The following is a 24,816-nucleotide window of genomic DNA, read 5'->3' on the forward strand; positions in this document are numbered from 1 at the left end:
GCGCCCGTGATGTCGGCTCCGAAGGCCACCACGCTCGCTGGTGCATGAGCAAATCCCTCATTCCTGACGGATGCGTTTAGCCGGTTGCCGGTGACCCCAGCGCTTAGGCTGAACACCGAAACAACTGAAATGAAAACGGAGGATGACGTGTCCCCAGCCAGTGCCACTCAAGCATCTCGAAGCACCCGTATCGCTCTCTTGCTCGGCGGGATCATCGCCGCCGTCATCGGTGTCGCGGTGCTCGTCTGGCCGATGAAGACAGCCGTCGTGCTGACCGTGATGATTGCCGTGTGGGCCGTGATCGCCGGCCTCACCTACCTAGTGATCTCGATCACTGCCAAAGAGCTGGGGGTCGGCTTCAGGATTGCGCACGCTCTGCTCGGCCTGCTGTACCTGGTTGCGGGGGTCGTCGCGTTCTCCGAACTGCATCAGTCCGCGGCATTCCTGGCGATCTTCGTCACCGTCATGGTCGGCCTCTTGTGGATCATGGAAGGGTTTCTCGCGTTGTTCTCGCTCAGTGACAGCCAAGGGTCACGGGGCCTCACCGTCGTGCTCGCCGTCGTCTCGGTCGTCGCCGGTGTAACGCTGGTGACCAGCCCGCTGTGGGGCGCGCTGCTGCTGTGGTGGCTGGTGGGTATCGCGTTGGTCGTGCTCGGCGTGATCAACGTCTTCCGCGGCCTGGCCGGGTCGTAGCCGATCGAACGCCACTGGACACCCGCTACTACTCGGGCCGGGTCAACTGGTCATGATGCGCGCGGGGTCACGCACGATGACCCGCCAAGCCCGAGCGGTGCCGGCGTCTTCGCAGAGGTCGCTGATCAGGCGTCCGGCGACGGTGGTGATCGCTGTGACGTCGGCAAGATCGAGCAGCAGCATGGAACGCCCGGCCTCGTGCAGGGCTTCGGCGGCGGCGTAGGCCACCTGCTCGGCGGCGATGAAGTCGATCGTGCCGCGCAGGTGCAGGGTGATCGTGTCGGCACTGTGGTCGTTCACCATTCCCGCTATCGGCGAGGTGGGCCGGTCTGGATGGTTGAACAGGTGCAGCCCGAATTCCTGCGCGAGCGTGCGCAACGCGACCACGCCGCGGCTGCTGTTGCCCGCCTCATCCAGCGGTGGGCTGTAGACCCCGATGCCGTACTCACCAGGCGCGACGGCGACGATTCCGCCGCCGACACCCGATTTCGCGGGCATCCCGACCTCGAAGAGCCACTGGCCGGAGCGGTCGTACATGCCGCAGCTCGACATCAGCGACAGCACCTGTTGTGCGATGGTGGGGGAGACCACTTGCTGGCCGGTGATCGGGTTCTCGCCATGGTTGGCGAGGGTGGCGCCCATCACTGCGAGATCGCTGCAGTCGACCAGCAGCGCGCACTGCCGAAAGTATGGTTCCACGGCATCGTCGACGGTGCTGCCCAGCATTCCGTGTGACCGGGCCAGCATGGCGAGCGCCCGGTTGCGGTCGCCGGTGGCGGACTCCGAAGCCGCTACGGTCTCGTCGGCTTCGAGCTGACGTCCGGCGAACTCCGACAACCCGGCCCGGATGCGTTCGAAACGCTCATCACCGGTGGCGGCCGGAATCAGGGAGGTGGTGACCACGGCTCCGGCGTTGATCAGCGGGTTCGCGGGCCGATGGCGGTCGTCGAAGCTGATGGCGTTGAACGCTTCGCCGCTCGGCTCGACCCCGACATGCCGAAGAACCGTGTCGATGCCGCAGGCTTGCAGCGCGAGTGCGTAGGTGAATGCTTTGGAGATGGACTGGATGGTGAACCGGCTCGCGGAATCGCCTGCTTGGTAGGTGTGCCCGGACACCGAGGTCGCGGCAATCGCGAACTCGTCGGGGTCGGCTTTCGCGAGCTCGGGAATGTAGTCGGCGACCCTGCCGTGCAGGCCTTGGGCACGAACCTGGTTGATGACGGTGGCGAACGCGCGGCTCACGGGATCAGTGAGCTCATCCACCTGGACTTGTCCTGGTCTGCGTTGCGGGGTCACGGGTTTCTCCGGAAGGCCATGTCCCGTCCAGGGTGTGGTTGTTGGCTGTGGCTGTTGGCACAACTCGGGCAGCCGCTGGCGAATCCCGCGTATGACCTAGTCACGACAACATTCTATCTGGGGTCCCTGCGTGGACTGTTCACAAACCTTGCCCCGTCGCCGAACTCTCTGGTCAAGCGGTGGAAGCGTGGCGTTTACCGCTTCTCGCGGAGCGGCGCTGGGGGCCCGATTCGTGACGTCCGGGGGCCAGTCGTGGGGACGATTGCAATTCCCCAAAACCATTCTGAGCGCCCCTGAGATCGAGGGTCTTGTCGACAATTACCTGGCTGGAGCGACCGTTGCCGAGCTTGCTGCCAAGTACAACGTGCACCGCGCGACCGTGTCGAAGGATCTCACCCGCCTCGTCGTGGTTCGTCGTGGTCGAAGCGGCCCTGGAAGCACAGATGTGGCCGAGGCTGTCACGTTGCAGAGCGGCGGTGCCTGGGTGCGTGCGATCGCCCGTACCCTTGGGGTCAATCGCCAGCCAGTTCGTGCGGCTCTCGTTTCCGCAGGGTCTTTGGCCAGGGTGATTCAGCGGCGTGTCAAGACTCAAACGAACCCTTCTTCCACGAGCACGCACCCGCTTTCGGTGATCACGTGCGCCTGGCCCGAACCGCCGACGACTCGGCTCCAGCTTTCAACGAAGAGCCGCTCCTTGTGGATCGACATGGAGAAGCCGCCATACATCCCGGGATAGCCGAAGTGGAGCGTCCCCAACTGCTCCAGCGCGATGACCTCGGTCGGTATCTGTCGCATCTTTACTGTGTTGATCCGCTCGGTGCGTTCCGCAATGAGGCGGGCCAAGTGAGCATCCCATGCGGCGTACCTTTGCTGCTCATGCTCGCTCGGCACATGTACGGCCAGAGTCTCGATGAGATGCGCGTGTCCCTGTTGCTGGGCAACTTCAACCGGTCGAGACCCATCTGCGTTTCGTAAAGAGCGCCACGCACCGCGTCGGATGAGTTCTTCCACCACCTCAACGGGCGCGCCGAGCCAAGCGGCCTGATGCAGCGGGGCGAACCAGGACTTTCCCGTGATCCGCCAGTGGTTGGCGCTGAGCCACTGGTCGGACTCGAGCAGCCGGAACGCCTCGTCCCACCTTCCTGCTTTGGCAGCGTCGGCGAGACGGTCCACGTTCTCGACATGGCGCGCGTTCAACGCGTCGGGATCGGTAACGCCGGGCCAGTTGGCATCCTTCATGAGTCTCCTCGCATCAGTCGGCCTCTTTGATCAGGATTGTTGCCGTCGATCACCATCCGCGTCTCGCACCACGCGCAAAACTGGATCTGACCAGGGCTTAAGCGAGAAGAGCAACGGCCCCTATCCAAGAACCGGGGCCGTCCCATCAGGGTCCCTGTGTAGTACGTTCGTCAACTCTTCCCCTCGGCTAAACACCCTGGTCACGCGGTGGAAGGGGGGGTGTCTACCGGGTCTCGCAGAGGCCGGAGAACGGCTCCATTCGGGACTCCCGAGGCCCCGTGGTGCGGAGGATTGAAAATCTTCAAACGTTTCTCACCGCCTCCGAGGTCGACCGTCTCGTAGACGATTATCGCAGCGGCGCGAGCGTCAACGAGCTGGCCGAACGGTACGGCGTGCATCGGGCCACGGTGTCGGCGCACCTGACTCGCCGCCGGGTGGCGCGGCGTCGTCCGGGGTTGGGAGTCGAGGAAGCCGCAGAGGCGGTCAAGCTCCGCCTCGGGGGCGTCGCGATGCGAGCGATCGCCCGGAGCATGAGCGTCGACCGCGAAGCGGTTAGGACCGCGCTTGTCGAGGCCGACGTCGATGTAGGCCGCTGAGCGGCGCTTGGAGACACCCACTTGACCTTCAGGCGTAAGACCAGACCGGTTGAGCTGGGTTCCGTGTGGTTCTGCGTGTCAGAGGTTGCCCTGGGAGGCATGGGATGCAGGGGTTGCATGGTTCTGGTCCTCTCTTGGTCCCCCTCGCCAACGGGCGGCTCGGCTACCAGCGATGTGCCGTTAGAAGCAGCCCGATCTCATCGAACGCCAGCACCTGATCGGCTCGGACACGACCGGGCGGAGCCACGAAGAGACCGTTCGGCTCAAGCTCGGATAGCGACCGGTGCTTGCTCAACACGACGCCATCTAACGTCGTGAGTCCACCATGGACCACGTCTTGCACGACTCTGTGCAGGCCACTGAGCTTGAGCGTGTCGATGTTGAACGGCCACTGTTCAAGCACTTGATCGATGCCGTTCCAGTCGAAGAGGGCGAAGTCCTCCGTTCGAATCTCCTCGATCGTTGCGCTTGAGCCCACGACGAAACCTTGCGCGGTACTGGCCAGCAAGCGATTGATGTCACTCGATGACACGACACTCTCCTGGCGTAAGAGATGTCTGGAGTCCAACCATCAGCCGTTCTTCGCAAGATGTGGCGCCTGGGGCACGGCGTCAGAGCGAGTAGATGCCGTGGTCCGATCGGGTAGAGGAGCATGAGGACGTCCGGGTACTCGTGGATGAGGTCGAATCCGTAGCCCAAATCAGGCAAGACGAGGTCACCATCAACTTCGATAACCTCCCAGGTGCTCGCGAGCGCGCGAGCTGCGAATCGCTCCAGCTCCAGTAGCCGGTTGAGCGCGATGTTCGTGTCGGCGAGCATGAAGTCCGACACGTCGAGGTCCTCAAGCCAGGAGTCACCCGATATGTGTCTCGTAAGACGACCCACGACGCGGGCCTTGTACCCGCGATCTCTGCCGAAGGGAGCGGCAACGAACGGCAGTAGCGTGTCGATCCATTCCGCGGCTGTCACGGTTCCGTTGATCAGGCTGTCCAATACCTGCGGGAGTCGGGGTTCGTAGGATCCCCAAACATCATCGACTGCGCGTGGTCCACGTGTGGGGAACATGTCTTGATCCACGTCGTAGAGATTGTTGGCATAGCCCAAGGCCTCCGCTCGGACTCTTGCGCGGCTGCCGTTGCTCCGCGCTGTCCATACCTTGCGCTTCCGTGCTTCGCCGTCTGGCTCTTCGGAGAACCGAGCAATCAGGCTTGCCGGGATGAAGTGGTCCTTAGCCATCTTCCTTATTCTGTGCCGGAGTGTCCGGGGCATCATTCCCCTGCTTGTGCAAGTGGGGTGCGCTGAGCCCGCTGGCGTGGTTGAGGATCCAAGAAGGGGAAGACCCGGCCCCAGAGGGGCCGGGTGGTATGGCCCTAGTGTAGCAGCGCAGTGGCTCTGGCTACCACTCTTGCGGCTTGATGATGCGCGGGTTGACAGTCGGCGGGAGCTGGTGTGCGTACCAGTCGGAAGGCTGCATCTGATACCACCAGTGGTTGGCGACGCCGTCGGTGTGCTCGCCGGCCAGCTTGCCAGCGCGGTAGCCCTTGGTGGGGTTGATGAGGCCGATCGGCACTCGGCTTCGTGCGAAGGTGACGGGGTAGGCCAGGTCGCTGTCGTTGGAGATCACCACCGCGGCATCCACCGCCTCGGTTAGTACGTCGATGAGCAGGTGCGAGGCAACGTTGACGTCTGAGCCCTTCTCTTCTCGGCGCGCAACGGATGCCATGAACCTGGCGTCCGGGACGTCTTGCTCGGCTCCGTCTTGCACCATCAGCGGCCACTGGGGATGACTGATGACCGGCTTGCCGTTCCGGCCAGCGGTCGCCAGTGGCGCCGTGGCAACCCGTGCGACGTAGTTGCCGTAGCTGATTCGAGTGGCCGAGCCTGATCGTTCCAGCGCGCGGAGGTAGACGTCCTGTTCGCGTTGTCCGGTGGAGTTGCTGGCTCCGCTCACGCGTGCTGTGCAGTAGGTGACCGTCTCGATGACTGTGCCTTGCCAGCGGGAGTGCGTGGTGATCAGGTCGGAGGCAAGCGCCTTCAGGTTGAGCCAACGCCACCCGGGGGTCGAGCGACCGCACAAGCCGCGACCGCCGTAGTACAGGTTGTACCCGTCGATGTAGACGCCGACTCGCATGACTCAGACCTTAGGCGGAGGGTCCGACACTCGCCGAGGCTCGACCGGCATGCAGCACGCGGGAAGAAGAATGGAGCGATGAACGACCGAGTGGTTGACGATCCCGCGACGGCGGTCGATCGCGCAATGGTTAGGAAGCTGGTCGACGACCTCGCTCATCTCTCACCCGCTCAGGTATGGATGGTCGAGCTCTCGCGACGTGATCCGAAGCCCGATGAACCCTTGGCTTCCGGAGAGAAGCCAGAGAGACATCGCGCTGTAGGGAGCCGGCAACGAGACGGTATCGAGGGACGGACGGGGTCTCACCGGAGCGGTCGGCGAGGTGCGCGTCAGCGGCATTCACTTCCGCTCCCGGCAGGGACCACGCAGGCAATACTTGCGCCGCTTGCGGCCGGCTACGCGGACGGTCTGACTCAGGTTCAGATCGCGGAGAAGCATGGGATCCATGTCCAGACGGTTCGGAAGCGGCTCATCGCCGCTGGCGTTGACACACGCATCCGTCTCCGGGCGTTGAACGACGACGAGATACGGGCGGCTCGGGTCGCGACAGGCGAGGGAGCAAGCGTCAGAGAGATCGCCCGCGGACTTGGCGTCGCGCATACGACACTGGCCCGATCATTGGCACATCGTCACGAGACACCGAAATCACCATCGCGCACCACCAAGGCGGGGTCGCGGACCTCGACGACGACGATCCGGGCACGGCGATCACCATTGCGCACCAGCACGGAAACCATGTCTGACCAGGACAAACGCAAGAATAAAACCAGCCCCAGCACCGAGATGCTGGGGCTGGACCCTGGGTCCCTTCGTAGCACGTTCGCCAACCTTGCCCCGCGTCTAAAGACCCTGGTCACACGCTGGAAGCGCGGTGCCTACAGGGTCTCTCAGCGCCCGGAAACCGCCCCGATGGAGGACTCTCGGGGTGCCGTGGTGCGGAGGATTGAACATCTTCAAACCTTTCTCACCGCCGCTGAGGTCGACCGCCTCGTTGACGACTGCCTCGACGGTACGACGGTCAACGAGCTGGCAGACAGGTACGGCGTGCATCGCGCCACGGTGTCGGCGCACCTCACGCGGCGGCGCGTCGGGCGTCGCCGTCCGGGACTCGGAGTAGAAGAGGCGGCCGAAGCGGTCCGGCTCCACCTCGGCGGTGTCTCGATGCGAGCGATCGCGCAGAGCATGGGCGTGGGTCGGACGGCCGTCCGGAGGGCTCTGGTCGAAGCCAGCGCAATCGGGGAGCCTGAATGAACCGCTGCCGCGAGGGGGCTTGAGCGACCATCGCAGGGACAGGTTCGGCATGCCTGGCCCCGGTCGCCCGTCGAGCAGTGTGGACATTTATCGATGCGTAAGTGGTCACAGCGGAGTATGCTGGGGACATGAGCAGCATGACTGTGGACCCGGCCCACCTGTCCAATGAGGACTGGGGGCGTGTGCGCGCGTTCCTGGACTCGGCGAAGCAGCGCGGTGAGGTCGTCGACTTCTCCACTCGGGTGGAGTTGCTGACCCCTGCCGAGGTCGCGCGGCGGCTGGGAATGTCTCGGTCCACGGTGTTGCGTCGGATCGCCGACGGCGACATCAAGGCCACTAAGGTCGGCACTCACCACCGCATACCATTGAACGAGTACGAGCGATACGGCCGCGAACTCGTGCGCCGCATGGCCGAGGCGTCCGCTGCCGATATCGGGGCCGAGTTGTTCGGTGAGTGAGGCACCGCTGCTCTTCCTGGATGCCAATGCGCTCGCTTCGCCGGTGACCCGCACCTTGCTGATCGCCGGGGCGCGTGCGGATGGTCTGAGGTGGACGTGGTCGAGGCACGTCGAGGTCGAAGCCGATCGGCATGCACGGGGCCAGGCATCGCGGACATCGATTGTGCGCAAGACGATTCTGGGCACGGAGTTGTCACCGACCGCGCAGGTCATTGAGGATCTGGCGACTGACACAGTCCAGGACCGGCACGTGGTGGCCGACGCGATCCGCGCGGGAGCCAGGCATCTGATCACGACCGATGTCGATGACTTCGCATTCGATGATCTCGCGGCGCATGGGATGAGCGCGGTCAGCCCGGACTACTTCATAGCGTTACGGTTCACCGAGCAGGCGTACCGAGAAGGCGTCGATCTGCTCGCGGCCGTGCAGAAGAACCCGTCGCGCACAGCGGCCGAGGTTCACCGGATGCTCGGCCGCAGACATCCCCGCCTGGTCGCACAGTTCGCTGGTGCCTACGACGCGACACCGGTCCGGGCCGACCCAGACCAGCCGAGCACGATCTTCCGAGGCATCGCCTGCATCCGCTGCGAGACGCATCTCGACGACGCAGTCGGCTTACAACACGGACTGTGCCCCGAGCACCGGGTCTGACCGGGCATCGCTTGTCGGCGGCTTGGATGCTCTCTTCACCACCTTCACGGATGTGGCCATAACCGTGATCCGCGTGGACTCCTTCGTCAGGAATAGCAAAAGATGGCCGACTATGCGACAACTGACCAGACAGAGGGGCCTCTCACTCTGTTTGGCGATCAGAGCGCGTTGTCGGCCATCCTCGCGCGGACCAGCACCGTGCATCGACCAGTCGGACCGATTGCCTACGACTGCGTGAACGTCATCGTCGTGCGCGACGGCTCCGCGATCCTGTTCAGCGAGTTTGGTCAGAAGCCGGTCAAGGTCGGTGATGTGATCCTGCTCGGCGCGAACATCCTCTGCGGCAGCGAACCCGAGGGCCACATCACGGTCACCACGGTCTATCTCGATACTGACTACGTGATCGATCAAGTGTTCTGGCAATACTCAGGCCTGCTGGCCGACCGGCTCGACGCGGTTGGGTTCGCCGAAGCCACGTATACCGAGCCTGCACAGATTCTCCGTCTCGGTGAAGACAGGGCGCGGATGCTGATGCCGTGGCTTGACGAGTTGTTCGCGCTGAGCCTCGACGGCGGCTTCATCCGCCACTTCTACCGGATGCAAGCACTGTGGTTCAGCATCGCCCACGTCATCGGGCCGTGTCCGTCTCCTCGATCGCGCGGGTGAGCGCGTGTGGATCGCGGATGTCGCCGGTGACCCACACCACGTTGTTCATGGGGACTTCCTGGGGGCGGATACCTCGTGACCGCGGCGGGCTGCTTCTGCCAGCACCAGTTGGCCGGTGCGCCCGGTGGCGCCGAGGAGAGCGATTCTCATGGGACGTCCTTCCCGACAAGGTCGGCAGATTTCCAGACCTGTCGCTCACGATGGGCGAACTCGGCGAACCGGATCGGGGGCCGGTGCAGGACGTCGGCGACGGTGCTGGTGAGTCCGGCCGCCAGGCCGAACCGTGCGGTGGTGTAGATCGCCGCCGTCACGAGCACCATGCCCCGCGGCATCTCCAACGTCCGCCTGGCATGTCGCAGATAGCGAAGGATGCCCGGGTTTGGGTAGCGGATGGTGCGCCCTAGTTCGGCTGTGAGAGTGTCGCAGATCTGCTGGTAGGTGAGTGCCTCGTCGCCGGTCACCGTGAGCGCTGCGCCCGCATAGCGGTCCGGTTCCCGGAGCGCGACAGCGGCGACCGCGCCCACGTCTTCCGCGTCGACGAACGCGGTGGCTCCACCACCTGCTGGAACCACCAGTTCGTCCCGATCGCGGATGTCGCTGGCGTGGGTGGTGGAGAGGTTCTGGTGAAAGAACGAAGCCCGCACGAAGGTGAACGTGAGCCCGCTGGCACATAGCCACGCCTCGATCGTCGCGTGCGGGACGACCGGGTTCTTCTCGGCACCCTGCAGCGAGAGGAACACCACCTGCCGTACCCCCGACGCCGATGCGTACTCCAGCGATGGGATCATCTGCTTCTTCGGTTTCCCGAGGTGGGGCGCCGCATCAGGAACATCCGCTGTACCCCGGTGAATGCGGCCTCCCACGTCTGGGAGTCCTCGAAATCCACACCCACAGCCTCTACTCGGTCACCGAAGACCGCAGTCACCGACTCGGCGGTCCGTCCCGCCGCACGCACTGGAACCCCCGCGTCCAGTAGTTGCTCGACCACGACATGGCCGACGTTCCCCGTCGCGCCGGTCACCAGCACGATCTCGGCCTCACCCATGCCCATCTCCTCCAGCCCGAGCCTCGATTGTCTCGCGAACGGTTGATTCGATGACGGCTACCGCGCGGGCGCAGCCGTCCTCGTTGGCGAGTTTGCGGGCGAACTCAGCAGCTCGGTCACGCATCTCGTCGGTTGTTGCTTCACCGAGTGCTCGGGTGGGGCTGCCGGCGTCCAGGTGCTCACGGGCCAGCGGTGGTGGCCACCCGGAGCACGGTGAGGCGGTCGGCCCAGAAGGGCTGATCGGCGCCTCTTGGTACCACCACGGAGGGCACGCCTGCGGTGAGCCGACGGGCCGACCGGCGTTCCAGGGGTAGTTGCGTCAGCATTGCGCACCACTCGCAAAACTGGATCTGACCAGGGCTTAAGCGAGAAGAGCAACGGCCCCGATCCAAGAACCGGGGCCGTCCCATCAGGGTCCCTGCGTAGTACGTTCGCAAACCTTACCCCGCGCCTAAAGACCCTGGTCACACGCTGGAAGCGCGGTGTCTACCGGGTGTCCCAGCGCCCGGAAACCGCCCCGATGGAGGACTCTCGGGGCACCGTGGTTCGGAGGATTGAACATCTTCAAACCTTTCTCACCGCTGCTGAGGTCGACCGCCTTGTGGACGACTACCTCGACGGTACGACGGTCAACGAGCTGGCAGACAGGTACGGCGTGCATCGCGCCACCGTGTCGGCGCACCTCACGCGGCGCCGCGTCGGGCGCCGCCGTCCGGGTCTCGGAGTAGAAGAAGCGGCCGAAGCGGTGCGGCTCTACCTCGGCGGCGTCTCGATGAGGGCGATCGCGCAGAGCATGGGCGTGGATCGCAAAGCCGTGCGGCGTGCGCTCGTTGAGGCATCGGCCATGAGTGGATGAAGGTGGCGATCGGACGTTGCCGCATAGTGGGATGCCGATCCGCCTTCTACCCGATGTACGCCTTTCGGGCCGCTTGACCGTTCTCCCAGTCTTGTTTGAGCTCTGCGAATGTGGGCTTGGTGCTCATCTTCTCTGCGGCGTGGGAGTGTCCGGTCATGCGGTCGCAGGCGCGAGCGAACAGCGGTTCGATCACAGCTACGGCTGCATCAAGCTTCGTCGCATCTATCTTGGAGAGCTTCGTCATCATGATGTTGTGGCGATACCTCTGCGTGACGTTGCATAGGAGTTCCTGCTCAACGAAGGCCTCGCACCAAGCCCGGATGAGATCGTAGGTCTCCTTTATGAGGGCGTCCTGCACAATTGCGTCAGCTTTGGGTATGTGTTCTAGCTTCACATTGATTCGCTTAGCGAGATCCGCCGGAGTATCGAGTTGGGGTTCAACGTCTGGTGCGAGGACTCCCTTGGCTTCTCCGCCGTCACGAACCTCATATATCTTCACCCGAAGTCTCTTGTTCTGGCGCACGGATATCAGCGCCGAGGCGAACATGATGTTATGCGTCAGTACGATCACCTGATGTGTCTCTGCTAGACCCTGGATGCGCGCTGCCACCTCGTCTAGGCGCCGATAGTCGAGGCTAGTCACTGGATCATCGAAGATGAGGGGTGCCTTCGTCCCCCTCATGCGACTCTCTGCGAGGAAGTCTGCCAGGGCTAGAACTTTCTGCTCACCCTCGGAGAGCACAGCAGAAGGTCGATAGTTCGCCACCGCCTTCTTGCGCTGCGCCTTGCCGCTTCGCCCCTGAAAATGGAGCGCGACAGGGGGCGCCTGCAAGCGTTCACACTCCTCGGCGAAGAGAGACTCGAAGCTCTTGTTAACCAAGTCTTCACTTGCGAGCTTTGACTGTACGGTCAGCTGCTTGGCTGCGCCGTTTGAAATCACCTTTGACAGTCGTTCGAGTTGTACCGCACGCTTCGCTCGTCGTACGTATTCTCTGGCCGTTGCCAAGTTGTTCTTCAAGTCGATGCGGGCACCTAGTTCGGCGAGTTCGCGTTGTTTCGTGGCGATCGTCGTCGTAGCGTTCTGCTTGTCGATAGCCAGTTGCTCGGCGGCTTCGGTCGCCGCCGTAAGTGTTGCAGCAACCTCAGCGAGTACAGGCTCCACGCGTGCACCGAGGTCTGTATCAGTCAGAGCCTTTCCCTCATACGTCTCAGCAGATGTAGCCACACCGTCATTCAGGAGGGTGTGGGCTCGTGCGACCCAGTCGGCATCGCTGGCATGACCGTCTCGGGTCTGAAGGAAGTCACGGACACGCGCAACCTCGGTGTCGTTGACGACGAGACGAGCTTGCTCCAATGCCTTGCGGGAAGTGCTGACCTGTTGCATGAGCGTCTCGTCCAGGAAAGTGCGGTAACGAGAAACAAGCGCCAGACCCGCAGGTGAAAGGGGTTGCATACAGTAGAGGCAGGCGTCCCCGGCTTGCGGATAGTGATCGCGCCCGAGGTGCTGGCGATACTGGTCGCCAGCAGTGATGAAATCCTGCCATTCATCGTCAGGAAGACCGGGTAGTTCATCCGCAGCGAACAGTTCCTCGCGTGCCTGTGCTCGCCGGAGTTCTGCTGCATCCACGGCTTCCAACGCCTGCTTGTAGTTCTCGCCGTTGAACCCTCGGAACTGACTCAGGAGAGCGTGGAGGCGCTTGAGGTCTCCGGCAAATTGCAGAGTGTTTGCCAGTACGGCGTCGACGGTGTTTGACCTAAGCGCATTTATCTCGGACTGGAGGCGTTCATGCGTGGCTTCGGCATCGGCTTCCACCGATGCCAGCGCGTCTAGTTCGGCGAGGTCAGTTGTGGCGCCAAGCGTCTCGATGATCGGGTAGACCTTCGTCTCACGCGCGAACTTGGAAAGCAGGGGATTTGTTCCTGGAGTTAGGCCAGATGCTTCACCCGCAATACGGTCTTGGATCGCGCGTATGCCAGTCGCGACATGCCCGAACAGGGCTAGCTCGGCCGGGGTGTACACATATCCCAACTCGCTGTCGACATGGAGTTGGACAGCATTGGAGTCGAAGACGCTGATCCGCGTGAAAGGCGCCAGGCCAGCCTGATTGCTCCATTGGGCGGCCCGATCCTGGCCAGCAAGTCGGTATGTAATCTGCGCTGATGGCGCCGGTGGCGGGTCGATGTATGTAGCGTGAGCATTCGGAAGGATGTCTTCGGCGGCGCGTACCGCGGAGATTCGCTTGATGATTCGTGCGTAGCCGGTCTTGCCAGACCCGTTCTGTCCGAACAAAACTGTCAGGCTTGGGTCAAACGTCAACTTTTGGTCGCTGGCGAGTGCGTTGACACCCTGCACGTTACTGAGCTCGGCAAGCTCCAAGACTTCTTCTTCCGAGGTATCGACGGAGCTGACCTCAAGCTTGGGGATGTCTGGCGAGTCGCCTTCTGCTAGGCCCTTCTCCACGAGAAAAGTCTCGTAGACGACATCGAGAAAGTCTTCACCGGGCGTCTGCCTCGAAAGGATCGTCTCGGCGGTCAGTTGGCGCACCCAGGCGTCCTGCGAGTTGGCCCAGTCGACCAGGAGCCGCCGGGGCGTCGTGTCGCCGAGATTTACTGTGAGTTCGGTGGTCATTGGCATCCATCAGAAAGACGAGGCGGACTATTCGATTCCCGGCATGAAGGTGCCGGTGCGACGCCGGAGGGCGTTGATGACGGTGTCTTCAGCGTCGGCTTCGCCTATAGCGTTGTTCGGTGCGATATCGAGTGCGAGACGACTCAAGGTGGGCGCGTCTGTAGCGATGACGAGCTGGAGTTCGATTGGTGTTGTCGAGCCGTCTGCGGGTGGCTCGTCTGCGATGTCGAAGACGTAGATCCAGTTTGGCGCCATGTTCGAGAGGTCGACGGTTTCGTCATCCCGAGCGCGAAGGCGATGAGTGCCGTCTTGCATGTCAACGAGTTCGGGTGCTCCCAGGAAAGGTTGCCATGAGTCCCAGACTGGGCGTGGCAGGGCAAGGATGCAGCCCGAAGAAGATGCGCGGCGAGTGATCTGGAACTTGAACATCACTTGGTAGAAGGTGCGCTTGAACACGTTGCTGATGTTCGGCCCTTCGACTCGCCGGCCCGGCCAGTCGGGATGAGCGGAGACCTGCTCACCGAAGTCGTCAGCGTGAAGGTCGAGGGCGCTGCGCAGAGCATCCACAGCGTGACGATAGGTTCCGTGAGTGTCGGTGGTCTGCATTTCGATCACACCGTACCGGCCGAGTCTCACTCCGACATTAGCTTCGGTGGGGACGACCTCAACGACTGTGGCGTCAAACGACAACTCGGGGCTGTTCGGAGACCGTGGCAGGCTGATTTCCCCGCCAAAGAGTTGCTGAAACGTGAGGAACTGCCGCGGTGCGATGGGGTTTCGAGCATCTGCGATGAGCCGCTCGCGAATGCGGTCATCTGCCAGGTTCGTGACCGGTAGCACGTGAACTGCTTCGCCCTCAGCGAGTCCGAAGAGTCGACGCACCATCGCATGCAGAAGGTCGTCATCGAGCGCTCTGTGGGGGCAGACGAGCCAGTCCTGCCGCACTCCGTTGCTTCCCGCGCTGATGGTGCAGACCCCGCGGCTGTTAGCGCTCTTGACGCACTCGGTGTCGCGCTCGGCAACTTCGGAGAGGAAGGGGCAGCGTTCCGCGCGTTGGTCCTGCCGAGCACGGGCGTGATCGGCAACAGTCGGGTATACGCGGTGCCCGAACCACTCAGCGATGTGCGGACGGAGTGCCTCCCTTTCTGCCGCGGTCCGTCGGACTCGCGGTGCCGTCATGCGGCGAGCCTCTCGACTAGTCGGCCATGACGGTCGAGCAGTGTGAGAGGCTTGCGGCGGAAGGGATCGAGCAAGCGCTCCCGATCCTCACACCCCTTTAGGCACGCACGCACCTCCGATGCGATCGCACGGGCAAGAGGAACGGGCACCGCGTTCCCTACCTGGGTGTATTTGCTTGTGTTCGGCCCGGAGAAGGAGAACCAGTCGGGGAATCCCTGAATGCGAGCAGCCTCTCGGATACTGATGGTTCGATCCTGTTCGGGATGGGTGTACTCGCCAGACTTTGGGTCGCGGAACCGGGTGATGATCGATCGAGGTACGCCGTCCCACGTCATCCGGCGGTATCGACGTGTGTGGTCCTTGCGGAGCGCCCGCTGCATACTCGGCGGAAGCAACTCGAAGGGAAGGTCGCGCCAGTCCTGACCAGGTGCCAGGACTCGCAACCGTTCCAGGGTCAACGGGCTGAGCGCGGCAGCGTAGTGGTCATGGAGCTCGCTTGTCGCCATGCGGCGACCGTCGAGTTCAGTGCGTGCGGTCACCTGGAAGTCGTGTCGGGGACGCCCGTCATATGACGGCGCACTTTCACCGGCACGAATCGGTGGCAGATCACCGATTGCTGCGCGGGTAGTCAAGAAGCCCTCATACAACTCATCTGGGATGGTTGAGTTAGGTACGAGTTCGCCGATCTGGGAGTTCCCATGTGTCGGTTGGGGGAAGCCATACCCGGCCGGAATGCCCAGATCGTTGCGCCACGCAATGATGACTAGGCGCCAACGCATCTGCGGCGCCCCGTACTGCGCCGCGAGCAGTTCCGCGCAAGCGGCCTGGTATCCCTCCGCTCGAAGACCCGACATGATGGACGCGAGGTACCGGCCATCGTCGAGCGTGAGCAGCCCGGGAACGTTCTCGATCACTACAGCTTTCGGGCGAAGCGCTGCTGTTGATCGTAGAACCTCCTGGAAGAGCGAGTTGCGTAAGTCCGATATCTCGCGTGGTCCGATCATGCTGAAGCCTTGGCAGGGAGGGCCGGCAAAGAGAAGATCAAGTTCGCCGACGCCGACCCCGGACACGCCAAGGAAGTCACGCTCATCGAGTTGCTGGATGTCAGTGTCGACCACGACTCCCGGCAAGTGCTCGTGGTGAGTGCGAGCGGCGTAGGGATCGATCTCGACGGCGAAACGCAGATCGAAGCCGGCCTGGACGATGCCCAAACTCGCACCACCAGCCCCTGAGAAAAGGTCCGCCGCGGTTAGCTGCTCGGTCACCTGGCACCACCACCGTTGGGGGCGGAAGTCAGAGCAGCCGTAATGTACCTGCTGGCTGCTTCCGAAACTGACAGGTGCGACACTTCTGCGGCCTTCACGAGCTGGTCGGCGACCTCGACGGGGAGCCGTACGAGCACCGCCTTGCGTTCACCGCGCCACTGGGGCCTACGTCGATTCTCTGCCACGGACCAATCTTGATACAGGTTCCGGTCACCGTGAGGGAGGCGCGCGGTGACGCGCGACGATCGGGTGCGCGAGGGGTCTCGAAGTTGGGTAGGAACCCTGTGGATGCTAGAGGTCGATGCTGCCATGCTCTGAGTCTGCACGAGACCACCGACAATCACAGGAACTGCGGTGGCTCGGGGGGCGCTCCCGCGCAGCCCCGCGGTGAACAGGCTTGTCAGGGGTCGATGGCGGCCTGGGACGAAGGTGGCCCTACGGTTTGATGTCGTCGTTTCCTGTGGTCGAAGTCAGTCGGCGGGTGTCGGGGGTTGGCTGCTCCGTGCCTCGTGCCGACCAGAGTTGCGCTGTGCCTCTCGCTCAGCATCGGCGCGTGCGAAGGCCATGCCGATGAAGAGTTGGGCGAGCTTGTGCAGGTCCGGGTCGGTGCGCGGTTCGGCCACGATGCGATAGTTGCGCATCCGGGATGGCGGGGCCTTGCGGCGGGTGCTCGTGGCTGCCGAGTCGTCTGAGCGGTCGACTTCGCGGGCGCTCATCGGGTCGCTCCAGTTGGATCGACCTCGTACTGAGCCTGCGCTTCCTCGCCGTTGGTGTCTGCGTTGGCGCTTCGGTCAGGCTGGGTGACGCGGATGTAGCGCCGGAGCACGAGCGTCACCGGGTCGATCCGAAGCATCTTGAAGCCGTTCCAGGTGAACAGGATCACCAGTGCGTTGAGCCAGCCGGGGCCGTCGTGGTTGAGGATCGTGGTGCAGATCGCGGCGGCGTAGAAGAACATCGCGGCCAGGCCGAGCGCGAGCAGGAACCACCTCACTCCGTGACGACCGTGAGTGCGGATCAGCAGGATGTTGGTCGGTGCGTACCTGAGCAGCCGGTATCGGATGCTGAAAATGGTGGTGAGTGCGAACTGACTCATGTCGGGGCCTCGTCTTGTCATAGCAACGGCGCAGTTGACCGTTGAGGCAGCTATGAATGAGTGCCCACGAGGGGCCGTCCCGAAGGACCCGCAGAGTTGAGAACCTGCCTCGTCCTCAACTCTACGTCTGGGCTGCGACGAAAGGAACCCCTTCGGTAGCGCCCGGGTGTGCACCTGGTCGGTGACCTTGGAGTGGAAGGACACCGATCATGGCGAGTTTGGCGGAGCAGGTGCATGGCGAACGGATGGCGCGGATCGTGCTGTCGATGATCGCTGAGCCGGACGATCTGACGACCGGGTACGTCTTGGGTCGCCACGGCGGCGTTGCGACGCTGAGCCTGGTCGAGTCCGATCACGACGTGACGGGGCTGGGCCGCGCCGACGTTCTGTTGTGGCGTGAGCGCCTGCGGGCGCGGATCGCGCCCGACTTGATGGAGCGCGTGGCCGAGGTCGAGCAGCACGGGTTCGGCACGCTGATTCCGGCGGATCGGGAGTGGCCCGCCGGGCTGGACGAGCTGGGTGACCGTGCCCCGTATGTGCTGTGGACGCAGGGCGCGTCGTCGTTCCTGGCGACGGCGCTGAGTGATCGGGTCACGATCACGGGCGCTCGCGCGTCCACCCACTACGGCGAGCACGTCACCAAGGACTTGGCGACGGGTCTGGCCGATGAGGAACGAGTGGTCATCGCCGGTGGCGCTTACGGGATCGACAATGCGGCGCACCGGGGCGTGCTTGCCGCCGGCGGTCAGACAATCGCTGTCCTGGCAACTGGCTTGGATCGCCGCTACCCGGCCGCACACATTGAGCTGCTGGATCGGATCGGCGACACCGGCCTGCTCGTGAGCGAACTCCCACCGGACACCACACCGACGCGGGACAGGCTCGTCGCACGGAACCGCTTGATGGCTGCACTCTCGGGTGGTGTCGTCATCCCCGAGGCTGGCGTGCGCTCCGGGTCGATCGCGGCCGTGCGCACCGCGCATCACCTCGGCCGGGGCATCGGCGCGGTGCCCGGTCCGGTGACCAGTGTCGCGAGTAGCGGACCGAACGAACTCATCAAGCAGGGAGTCGCCTCCGTCGTCACCCAGGCTGGCGATGTCATCGCACTGCTCGACGGGGCTGAGCCAACCGGCAAGAACCTGACGCGATCCGCTTCTGGACGCGAGTTCGGCGGCTATCGCTCTGCGCCGGGCGGGTCTGGGCGTTCGATCTAGTGAGCTGACGATGGCTACATGACGAGTCTGGGTTCCCAGTTCGGGGATCGTGGGAAGTCATCGTCGGAGCGCCAACCCGTTGAGTCGTTCCACGGGAACGTGTCGGGAGTGGAGGGGTCGTCACATCGCCACACGTCGGGGTGGCGGCGCTCGCTGCTGGTGCTTGGACGGGCTGCATAGCTGAGGGTCTGTCCGGCCGGGATTGTGTAGTGCCATCGCCAGCCGGTCTGATCTTCGTCAAGCGCGAACGCTTCCGGGTCGAGACCGTGCTTGCGCGCAACTGCGGCCAACTGTCGCCGCGCGTTGAACGGGGCTGGCATCAACAGGATGGCGTTGAGGTATTCAGTGTCGAGGTCGTAGGCGAAGTTCAGCAGTTCGGGCACATGGCAGTCGTCCACAAGGCGCCCAAGTTCATCGATTTCGGTGGAGCCGGCAACCTCATCCTCATGCTGTCGTCGGAGTTGGGCACCAGCGTTATCGGCGATCTTGGGGAGATACTCAGCGAGGGCGGCGACGAGGACGATGGTCTTGGTGGAGTTCACGCGGGTCGCGTAGCCGAGGTCACGGCCGTGGAGCACGCCGTGTCGAGACACCTTGCCGTAGTCGCCGGTTGGCCTTACGTCTTCGGAGAAGAGGGCGCGCACCACCGGGAGGTTGGTTTCCATGCCAGCGATCGTCTCGTCATCCAGATACGGGTCGTTGCTCCCTTTCGAGAAGAAGGATTGCCCGGTGAGGTCCCGGCTCATACCGTCGATCTGAGCCAAGATGATCGGGGTCGATGCCTCATAGGCACCTGCGAAGTGATGCTCGATGGCCTTCTCGATGAGACTGACTCGGTCCCAGACGAGCTGCTTGAAGGGGTAGTGAGAGTTCGACCATCGGCGCATCGGCGCCGCGGCGTGTTTCAGCAAGGTCGCGTTCTCGTTGTTCCACACATCGGTGATCGCTTCATCCAGCTCGTCGTCGGTGGCGCCGTTCCCGGCTTGTCGGAGGACGCGCAAGGTGCCTTCCATGTGCCAGCGTCCGCACATGGCCCACCCCAACGGAGCGAAGAGAGCCACGGCTTCGGCCAGTTGGTCGAGAGTGGGATGACTAACTACGCCGAGGCGTCGCGCGACTTCGCGCGCTTGCTCTGACTGCGCCACCTTCCCACCTCGTCTCTCAGTGATCGAATGCTCTACGTCCAGGATCGCAGACCCGACGGACAGCGTTTAGAGACGAGGACCGCGAGTCGCGGCACGCGTCACCCGGTGCCCGGTCTCCTGCGACGGTGCGCCGGCGCTGAGTTCCCTCAGTGCGGCTTCGGCGCGTGCGCGGTCGATTTTCTGCCGGGTGTTCTGCGGCGGTGGGCCGAGTGGGGTTCGGTCGTCGGTGATCTGGTAGCGGTCCCGATACGCTGCCACGACAGCGGCGGCGCGACGCCACGCCTTTCGTTGGTTCAGGACTTTCGGTTCGGGGCCAAGCCGTGCCGTCCAGGGTGCCTTGTCGGCGAGCGCGCCGGTGAGTATGGCCTCGGCGCGGGCTTCGATCAGTTCGTGGCGTTCGTCCAGGGCTTGGCGCATGTCGTCGGCCATCGGCCCGTCCGCGTAGGGAATGAGCCCGGCGATGAGTCGAGGTGGTTTGCGGGTGCGGCCGGACCCGGCGGGCCGGCTGGTAGCACGGGCGACGCGGGCGTGGATCACCGAAGCGACGTCCGCGGCATCGTCCAGGCCACGCGCGGCGACCAGGCGCGGCAGCAGGATGTCAAGGTCGTGGTAGTTGGCTTCGGCGTGCCGCAGCTCAGCCGATAGGGCTGGGTACGCGTCGGAGTCGAGCACGGCATCGACCTGCTCGCCGGTGAGGCCAGCAGCGGCGAACAGTGTGGCCCAGCGGTCATGTTGGGCGGCTTGGGCGATGGTTTCGTACTCGGCGGCGAGCTGGCCGATGTTGCTCCACCGTTCCTGTTCGGCGGTGATCGTCTCGTGCGCGGACAGCTCGGCGCCGATGTGTTGGATCACGCCGTAGAGCACCGACCGCTCGGTGGTGTCCGGGTTGTCGCTGGGGTGCGGCACCCCGTGGCCGTCGTCGGGCCGGTCGAGGACGACGTAGGCGTAGTTGCCGTCCGCGCCGCGGGTCATGGCGACGTAGAAGTTTTCCCGCGTCGTGGTCACGGTGGTGATGACGTGCGCGGTATCGGTGGTCACGCCTTGGGCGCGGTGGGCGGTGATGGCGTAGCCGAGGTTCTGTAAACGCACCTACCTCTCACACGAGTAGGAAGGTGGGGCCAGAGATGCGCCACAACGAGCAGAAGCAGAGCACGGAGCCGCTGCGGGCGGTGGTGTACGTCAGGATCAGTGACGACCCCGAGGGCACCGAACGCGGTGTGGATCGGCAGGAGGCCGATTGCCGCGCATACGCCGCCGCCCACGGGTGGGAAGTCGCAGCGGTGTTTCGGGAGAACGACACGTCGGCGTTCAAGCAGCGCACGATCACGCTGCCATCTGGTGAGCGGGTGCGGCGGGTGCTCCGTCCGCAGTTCCGTGCCATGCTGACACACCTTGCCGAGGGGCAGGCGCAGGTGATGGTCGCCTATGACTTGGATCGGGCGGTGCGCGACCCCAGAGACTTGGAAGACCTCATTGATGCGAAGGTGCTCGGAGGGTTCACCGTCCGCTCCGTGACCGGCTCACTCAGGTTGGACACGGATTCTGATGTGGCGATGGCCAGGGTGCTGGTGGCGATGGCGAACAAGTCATCCGCTGACACTGCCCGCCGTGTCGCTCGGGCGGCGAAGCAGCAGGCCATCGAGGGTTCCTGGCACGGCGGACGGGTGCCGTTCGGATACCGGGCAGAGGCTGGTGCGCTCGTGATCGATCCGGTGACGGGGCCGCTGGTGGTCGAGATGTATCAGCGGGTGCTCGCCGGTGAGTCTCTGTACCGCATTCGCAAGGACTGGAACGCGCGCGGCATTCTCACCACCCACGGGTGCGCGTGGTCAGATCGGACACTCAAGATGGTGCTCTACAACCCCTCCAACAAAGGAGTCAGAGAGTATCGACCCGTGATGCCGGACGGGAGCCGCGCGAAGACCTCGAAGATGCAAGTACAAGCGGCATGGCCCGCGATTGTGGACGAGGACACCTGGCAGCAAGTCTCCGACGTGCTCGACGCGAGGAAGAAAGCCCGGAACTTCCACCAACCCGGCAGCGGTGCCGCGGTGCGGATGTACCCGTTCTCGGGGTTGATTCGCTGCTCCCTGTGTGGCACGTCGATGATTCACCGGGGCGGCGTGTACCAGTGCTTACAGCCGACCCCAGGCGGGTGTACCCGTTCGATCCGCTCTGCCGAAATCGAAAGGCTCGTGGAGGAGGCGGTGCTGGCGACGTTCGAGCAGATCACCCTCCACCCTACGAAACACCGATCCTCGGGCAGTGACCTTGTGGCAAGGGTCGGGCTCGCAGCGACGCTCGATAAGGATCGGGAACGGCTGGCGCGGCTCGATGATGACTACTACGACGGGCTGATCGATAAGGCCATGTGGGTGCGGCAGCGCGCGAGGATCGCGGAGCGGATCGAGGCGACCCGCCGCGAGTACACCGCGACGATGCCCGAACAACCCGCCGGGTTGAAGATCGATGTCACGACGGTCGCTGCTGAGTGGGAAGGGCGTACCCCGATGTGGCAGTACCAAGCGGCGGGCCTGATCCTGCAAGCGGTACTGGTACACGCTCACCCCGCAGACATGATGACCGCCGTGCCCAAGCGCCGTAACGAGAGCACAGAGGACTTCCACGTGCGCCGCGACGAGCACCGCGCAGCAGTGCTCGCGCGCCGGGTCGAGTTCGTCTGGCGCGCGTAACCCCGACGATCCGTGACCGGCCCCGCAACCTGAGTCGTTCAGGGGGCGGGGCCTTCGCGTTTCTCGGCGACGAGCGCGCGTATGGAGCGCGGGGTGGCGCAGAGTTCGCGCAGTTCGGCCAGAACGACAGGATCATCTACGACGGTGGTGAAGCCCTGCGCGCGCCGGGAGGCAGCGGCAAGCCGAGCGCCGAGCGTCGAAGCGGACGGGCGCACAGGAGGAATCGGGGCGGTGGACGTAGCGGCGGGGGTAACGGTGCGGGTGCTCATACCGTTAGGTGCGGAGCCCTACCCCCAAATCAAGGCGCGGTGCGCTGATCGGGGTTGGCTGCGCGGATCAGCTTCATCAGCGCCTCGTCGCCGCGCAGACTGCCCAGTGTTTCGCCGTTCAGTATTCGCAGCAGCACTCCATCACCGACCGGGCTGCCCGCGTGCTTTGGGTCGGGATGCCCGAGCACGATCCGCAGCAAGGCCGACCATGCGCGGGGCGGCATGCCGAGCAGCGTCGGGATTGCGCGGTCACGGCGCAGTACCTCGACCCCACGCTGCCGAGAGGGGAGATCGGCAAGCCGATAGGCGACGTGCTCAACGCACTCGGAGACCAGCGCAGCATCCCAACCCGCAGACTCGAACAGCGCGACCGTGGCCGACAGCAGCGCAGCGACCCGCATCTCATGCTCACTCTCGTCCGCGTCGCCGTCATCGTGGTGCGTAAACGCGGGGTGATAGTCGGCCAAGCGCTCACGCTCGGCGAATCGCACGGCATCATGGAACCCGACGATCCGGGAGGCATGGTGCACCTTGCTGGCAGAGGTCAGCATCCCGGCTGCCCGAGTCTCCGCGTGACAGGTGATCTGCACAGCGCGCGTCACCACCGCCCACGGGTTCCTCGCGTTACGCGTAGAGGGAGCGAGCATCACCTCGAACGCGGCGGACGCGACCGCCCAGGCATCCAGGCCATGTTTACGTGCGAGTGGCCGGTATCTGGTCGCGGTGTAGCGCATGAGTTCTGCTGCTTCACGGTCAGCCCGCCATGCTCCCGGCCCGGCGTCGTGTAAGCGGTTGAGTAGGGCGCGTAGACCTTCTGGGCTCTCGAAACTGCCGCTGGCCGGACCAGTCGTTCCCGCAGCGACGTTGGTAGCGGGTGAGGTGTGTTCGTCCACGGTGACGCCTCCCAAAAGGGAGGTGCGTCACCAGCACCCAAATCCAAGACGCCGACTATTCCTATGCCTATGCAGGCCGACCAGCAAGCGGGGGCACAGCTCGAAAAGATGGCCCAGCTCTCGCCGCGGGGCGGAACGTCACAGCGGTGGAGTTGGTAGCCCCTCACCTCTCGCTTAGACGCCCTCGGCGACGTTCCTGGTTGGTTCGTCGTCGGCGGCGACTTCCGCCGGGTCCGCTCCTGATGCCAAGCTGAGGCAAGCGATGATGACTCCCGAGCCCAGGAGGACGCCATAGGCTCCGGCTTGTCCGAACAGGCTGGCTGAGAGTGCAGTGATGGCAACGGTGACGGCCCCACCAACGGTGGTGAGCATGTTCGTGAACCCGGACGCGGTCCCGGCCTCGCCTGCGTCAACTTGGGCGAATGCTCTGCGGTTGAGGATGACAAAGCACGCCGGAAGACCTGCACCGATCAGCACTCCTCCGGCGATCAGCCACCCCCAGGGAGCGTTCATCAGTGAGACGCCCAGGAGTACCGCGGAGCCGATGATCAGGCTGAGTGCGGCCAACCGGAACGTGACCGTTTCCGTGATCCGAGCGATGAGTGGATCGGCGAGGAATGCGACGACCAGTGCGGCCAGTGCCATCGGTAGGACTGCGAACGAAGCGGTCGAAGCGGAGACCGAGTAATGGTCTTGAAGATGCTGCGAGTAAGCGAACATGGTGGCGATCATCAGGCCGTTGCCGAGAAACAGCCCGGACGCGGCAATCCGGTAGCTGGGGAGCCGGAACAAGCGCACAGGCAGGATCGAAGACCTCGCCCGGCCCTGCACCACCACGACACCGATCACCGCAGCCGCTCCGAGTAGTGTCACGACGACGCCAGGGACTACCGCACGTTCAGCGACGCTGAGCCCGGCGAGAATCGCTGCCGTTCCGGTAGCAGCGACGAAAGCTGGCCACACACCCTGCGCTGCCGTCTTCGTCGCAGGTGCCTGGATGAGCTTGAGCGCAAACGGCACGAGGACGGCGACCGCGATGACGTTGACCCAGAACACTCCGGGCCATCCCAGCCACACGATCAGCGGTCCCGCGATCAGGCTGCCGACGACAGCCCCGATCACCCCGAGAGCACTCCATACGGTCAGTGCAATCGCCCGTTCGCGGGCCTCTACATATCGAGTGAGTACCACCCCAAGTGCGCTTGCGGCGAGTACGCCGGCCGATGCGCCTTGAAGTGCTCTCGCTGCTACGAGAATCTCGATGGTCGGTGACACTGCGCACAGCACGCTCGTCACGGCGAATGCGGACAATCCGGCCAGAAACACTCTGCGCTGTCCGTACCGGTCCGCCCAGACCCCGCCAGGTAACAGCAGCGCGCCGAACGCGAGCAGGTAGCCGCTGAGCACCCAGGCAAGCCAGCCGCCGTCCCCGACAGCGGCCCCGATGGGCGGGATCGCGACGGTGATGATCGTGGATTCCAGCAGCACGAGGAACTGGGCGGCCCCCGCCACCAAGAGCGTGGCCCACGGCCACGAACGCGATGACTTTAGAT

24 protein-coding genes are annotated in these 24,816 nt (G+C 64.1%); 9 read left to right on the forward strand and 15 right to left on the reverse strand.

The genetic code is table 11. The features are described 5' to 3' along the window. Positions 1-90: 90 nt before the first annotated feature. Positions 91-693 carry an HdeD family acid-resistance protein gene (locus tag QM721_RS13550; protein ID WP_415123446.1) on the forward strand — a complete coding sequence of 201 codons (603 nt, stop codon included), beginning with the start codon at positions 91-93 and terminating at the stop codon, positions 691-693. A 42-nt stretch (positions 694-735) separates the two neighbouring features. On the opposite strand, the gene glsA is transcribed toward QM721_RS13550, so the two are convergent. Together glsA and QM721_RS13560 are read right to left on the reverse strand one after the other, a co-directional pair. Beyond that, positions 736-1,935, reverse strand: coding sequence for a glutaminase A (glsA, locus tag QM721_RS13555; RefSeq protein ID WP_415122863.1), 1,200 nt, complete (start codon positions 1,933-1,935; stop codon positions 736-738). A 642-nt stretch (positions 1,936-2,577) separates the two neighbouring features. Then, positions 2,578-3,228 carry a hypothetical protein gene (locus tag QM721_RS13560; protein WP_415122865.1) on the reverse strand — a complete coding sequence of 217 codons (651 nt, stop codon included), beginning with the start codon at positions 3,226-3,228 and terminating at the stop codon, positions 2,578-2,580. Between the two features lie 281 nt (positions 3,229-3,509). Here QM721_RS13560 and QM721_RS13565 point away from each other — a divergent pair, with 281 nt between their 5' ends. After that, positions 3,510-3,824: a hypothetical protein gene (locus QM721_RS13565; RefSeq protein ID WP_415122867.1), complete on the forward strand. Its 315-nt coding sequence runs from the start codon at positions 3,510-3,512 to the stop codon at positions 3,822-3,824. A 163-nt stretch (positions 3,825-3,987) separates the two neighbouring features. Here QM721_RS13565 and QM721_RS13570 read toward each other — a convergent pair whose 3' ends face one another. Both QM721_RS13570 and QM721_RS13575 read right to left on the reverse strand, forming a co-directional pair. Continuing rightward, the gene (locus tag QM721_RS13570) at positions 3,988-4,356 is read right to left on the reverse strand and encodes a hypothetical protein (protein ID WP_415122869.1); all 369 of its coding nucleotides are present in this window, start codon (positions 4,354-4,356) and stop codon (positions 3,988-3,990) included. Positions 4,357-5,220: 864 nt separating this feature from the next. Then, a complete protein-coding gene (locus QM721_RS13575) occupies positions 5,221-5,955 on the reverse strand; it encodes an NYN domain-containing protein (RefSeq protein WP_415122871.1) in 735 nt (244 codons plus the stop codon). A 735-nt stretch (positions 5,956-6,690) separates the two neighbouring features. Between QM721_RS13575 and QM721_RS13580 the strand changes: the two genes are divergently transcribed. The 4 genes from QM721_RS13580 (at position 6,691) to QM721_RS13595 (ending at position 8,982) form a co-directional block, all read left to right on the forward strand. Beyond that, positions 6,691-7,206, forward strand: coding sequence for a hypothetical protein (locus QM721_RS13580; protein WP_415122873.1), 516 nt, complete (start codon positions 6,691-6,693; stop codon positions 7,204-7,206). Between the two features lie 128 nt (positions 7,207-7,334). After that, positions 7,335-7,664, forward strand: coding sequence for an excisionase family DNA-binding protein (locus QM721_RS13585; protein ID WP_415122876.1), 330 nt, complete (start codon positions 7,335-7,337; stop codon positions 7,662-7,664). Then, a complete protein-coding gene (locus QM721_RS13590) occupies positions 7,657-8,316 on the forward strand; it encodes a hypothetical protein (RefSeq protein ID WP_415122878.1) in 660 nt (219 codons plus the stop codon). Before QM721_RS13585 ends, QM721_RS13590 begins: the two co-directional genes overlap by 8 nt. Before the next feature lie 102 nt (positions 8,317-8,418). Then, positions 8,419-8,982 carry a hypothetical protein gene (locus tag QM721_RS13595; protein ID WP_415122880.1) on the forward strand — a complete coding sequence of 188 codons (564 nt, stop codon included), beginning with the start codon at positions 8,419-8,421 and terminating at the stop codon, positions 8,980-8,982. A 146-nt stretch (positions 8,983-9,128) separates the two neighbouring features. On the opposite strand, the gene QM721_RS13600 is transcribed toward QM721_RS13595, so the two are convergent. Both QM721_RS13600 and QM721_RS13605 read right to left on the reverse strand, forming a co-directional pair. Next, on the reverse strand, positions 9,129-9,770 hold the full coding sequence (locus QM721_RS13600) for an NmrA family NAD(P)-binding protein (protein WP_415122882.1): 642 nt from the start codon (positions 9,768-9,770) through the stop codon (positions 9,129-9,131). Further along, positions 9,767-10,027, reverse strand: a complete 261-nt coding sequence (locus QM721_RS13605; RefSeq protein ID WP_415122884.1) for an SDR family oxidoreductase — start codon at positions 10,025-10,027, stop codon at positions 9,767-9,769. Before QM721_RS13605 ends, QM721_RS13600 begins: the two co-directional genes overlap by 4 nt. 601 nt (positions 10,028-10,628) lie before the next feature. Between QM721_RS13605 and QM721_RS13610 the strand changes: the two genes are divergently transcribed. Further along, positions 10,629-10,883: a hypothetical protein gene (locus QM721_RS13610; protein ID WP_415122886.1), complete on the forward strand. Its 255-nt coding sequence runs from the start codon at positions 10,629-10,631 to the stop codon at positions 10,881-10,883. Positions 10,884-10,929: 46 nt separating this feature from the next. On the opposite strand, the gene QM721_RS13615 is transcribed toward QM721_RS13610, so the two are convergent. The 5 genes from QM721_RS13615 to QM721_RS13635 all read right to left on the reverse strand — a co-directional run bounded on the left by QM721_RS13615 (position 10,930) and on the right by QM721_RS13635 (position 17,049). Further along, positions 10,930-13,512 (reverse strand): AAA family ATPase, encoded by a 2,583-nt coding sequence (locus QM721_RS13615; protein ID WP_415122888.1) that lies wholly within the window; start codon positions 13,510-13,512, stop codon positions 10,930-10,932. Between the two features lie 27 nt (positions 13,513-13,539). Continuing rightward, positions 13,540-14,352: a hypothetical protein gene (locus QM721_RS13620; protein WP_415122890.1), complete on the reverse strand. Its 813-nt coding sequence runs from the start codon at positions 14,350-14,352 to the stop codon at positions 13,540-13,542. A 335-nt stretch (positions 14,353-14,687) separates the two neighbouring features. After that, entirely contained in the window at positions 14,688-15,956 is a 1,269-nt protein-coding gene (locus tag QM721_RS13625) for a DNA cytosine methyltransferase (RefSeq protein WP_415122892.1), read from the reverse strand. 470 nt (positions 15,957-16,426) lie between these two features. Continuing rightward, on the reverse strand, positions 16,427-16,672 hold the full coding sequence (locus QM721_RS13630) for a hypothetical protein (protein ID WP_415122894.1): 246 nt from the start codon (positions 16,670-16,672) through the stop codon (positions 16,427-16,429). Further along, positions 16,669-17,049, reverse strand: coding sequence for a hypothetical protein (locus QM721_RS13635; protein ID WP_415122896.1), 381 nt, complete (start codon positions 17,047-17,049; stop codon positions 16,669-16,671). The genes QM721_RS13630 and QM721_RS13635 overlap by 4 nt, the downstream gene beginning before the upstream one ends. A gap of 209 nt (positions 17,050-17,258) precedes the next feature. Here QM721_RS13635 and QM721_RS13640 point away from each other — a divergent pair, with 209 nt between their 5' ends. Beyond that, a complete protein-coding gene (locus QM721_RS13640) occupies positions 17,259-18,263 on the forward strand; it encodes a DNA-processing protein DprA (protein ID WP_415122898.1) in 1,005 nt (334 codons plus the stop codon). A 14-nt stretch (positions 18,264-18,277) separates the two neighbouring features. On the opposite strand, the gene QM721_RS13645 is transcribed toward QM721_RS13640, so the two are convergent. Continuing rightward, positions 18,278-19,408, reverse strand: a complete 1,131-nt coding sequence (locus QM721_RS13645) for a hypothetical protein (protein WP_415122900.1) — start codon at positions 19,406-19,408, stop codon at positions 18,278-18,280. 66 nt (positions 19,409-19,474) lie between these two features. Further along, the gene (locus tag QM721_RS13650; protein WP_415122902.1) at positions 19,475-20,497 is read right to left on the reverse strand and encodes a C-terminal helicase domain-containing protein; all 1,023 of its coding nucleotides are present in this window, start codon (positions 20,495-20,497) and stop codon (positions 19,475-19,477) included. Positions 20,498-20,532: 35 nt separating this feature from the next. Here QM721_RS13650 and QM721_RS13655 point away from each other — a divergent pair, with 35 nt between their 5' ends. Further along, complete coding sequence (locus QM721_RS13655; RefSeq protein ID WP_415122904.1) at positions 20,533-22,101, forward strand: recombinase family protein; 1,569 nt, start codon at positions 20,533-20,535, stop codon at positions 22,099-22,101. 298 nt (positions 22,102-22,399) lie between these two features. Here QM721_RS13655 and QM721_RS13660 read toward each other — a convergent pair whose 3' ends face one another. Together QM721_RS13660 and QM721_RS13665 are read right to left on the reverse strand one after the other, a co-directional pair. After that, the gene (locus QM721_RS13660; protein ID WP_415122906.1) at positions 22,400-23,104 is read right to left on the reverse strand and encodes a hypothetical protein; all 705 of its coding nucleotides are present in this window, start codon (positions 23,102-23,104) and stop codon (positions 22,400-22,402) included. A gap of 333 nt (positions 23,105-23,437) precedes the next feature. Continuing rightward, on the reverse strand, positions 23,438-24,775 hold the full coding sequence (locus QM721_RS13665; protein ID WP_415122908.1) for an MFS transporter: 1,338 nt from the start codon (positions 24,773-24,775) through the stop codon (positions 23,438-23,440). Positions 24,776-24,816: the final 41 nt, after the last annotated feature.

It is taken from the genome of Micropruina sp. (assembly GCF_047602085.1).
Classification (GTDB): Bacteria; Actinomycetota; Actinomycetes; order Propionibacteriales; family Propionibacteriaceae; genus Micropruina.

What these genes read in the sequence shown, in the direction of transcription:
- QM721_RS13560 (WP_415122865.1), bottom strand. Translation starts at nt 3,228, where the DNA reads ATGAAGGATGCCAACTGGCCCGGCGTTACCGATCCCGACGCGTTGAAC.
- QM721_RS13575 (WP_415122871.1), bottom strand. Translation starts at nt 5,955, where the DNA reads ATGCGAGTCGGCGTCTACATCGACGGGTACAACCTGTACTACGGCGGT.
- QM721_RS13580 (WP_415122873.1), top strand. Translation starts at nt 6,691, where the DNA reads ATGTCTGACCAGGACAAACGCAAGAATAAAACCAGCCCCAGCACCGAG.
- QM721_RS13585 (WP_415122876.1), top strand. Translation starts at nt 7,335, where the DNA reads ATGAGCAGCATGACTGTGGACCCGGCCCACCTGTCCAATGAGGACTGG.
- QM721_RS13595 (WP_415122880.1), top strand. Translation starts at nt 8,419, where the DNA reads ATGGCCGACTATGCGACAACTGACCAGACAGAGGGGCCTCTCACTCTG.
- QM721_RS13600 (WP_415122882.1), bottom strand. Translation starts at nt 9,770, where the DNA reads ATGATCCCATCGCTGGAGTACGCATCGGCGTCGGGGGTACGGCAGGTG.
- QM721_RS13605 (WP_415122884.1), bottom strand. Translation starts at nt 10,027, where the DNA reads ATGGGTGAGGCCGAGATCGTGCTGGTGACCGGCGCGACGGGGAACGTC.
- QM721_RS13615 (WP_415122888.1), bottom strand. Translation starts at nt 13,512, where the DNA reads ATGACCACCGAACTCACAGTAAATCTCGGCGACACGACGCCCCGGCGG.
- QM721_RS13630 (WP_415122894.1), bottom strand. Translation starts at nt 16,672, where the DNA reads ATGAGCGCCCGCGAAGTCGACCGCTCAGACGACTCGGCAGCCACGAGC.
- QM721_RS13635 (WP_415122896.1), bottom strand. Translation starts at nt 17,049, where the DNA reads ATGAGTCAGTTCGCACTCACCACCATTTTCAGCATCCGATACCGGCTG.
- QM721_RS13640 (WP_415122898.1), top strand. Translation starts at nt 17,259, where the DNA reads ATGGCGAGTTTGGCGGAGCAGGTGCATGGCGAACGGATGGCGCGGATC.
- QM721_RS13655 (WP_415122904.1), top strand. Translation starts at nt 20,533, where the DNA reads ATGCGCCACAACGAGCAGAAGCAGAGCACGGAGCCGCTGCGGGCGGTG.
- QM721_RS13660 (WP_415122906.1), bottom strand. Translation starts at nt 23,104, where the DNA reads ATGCGCTACACCGCGACCAGATACCGGCCACTCGCACGTAAACATGGC.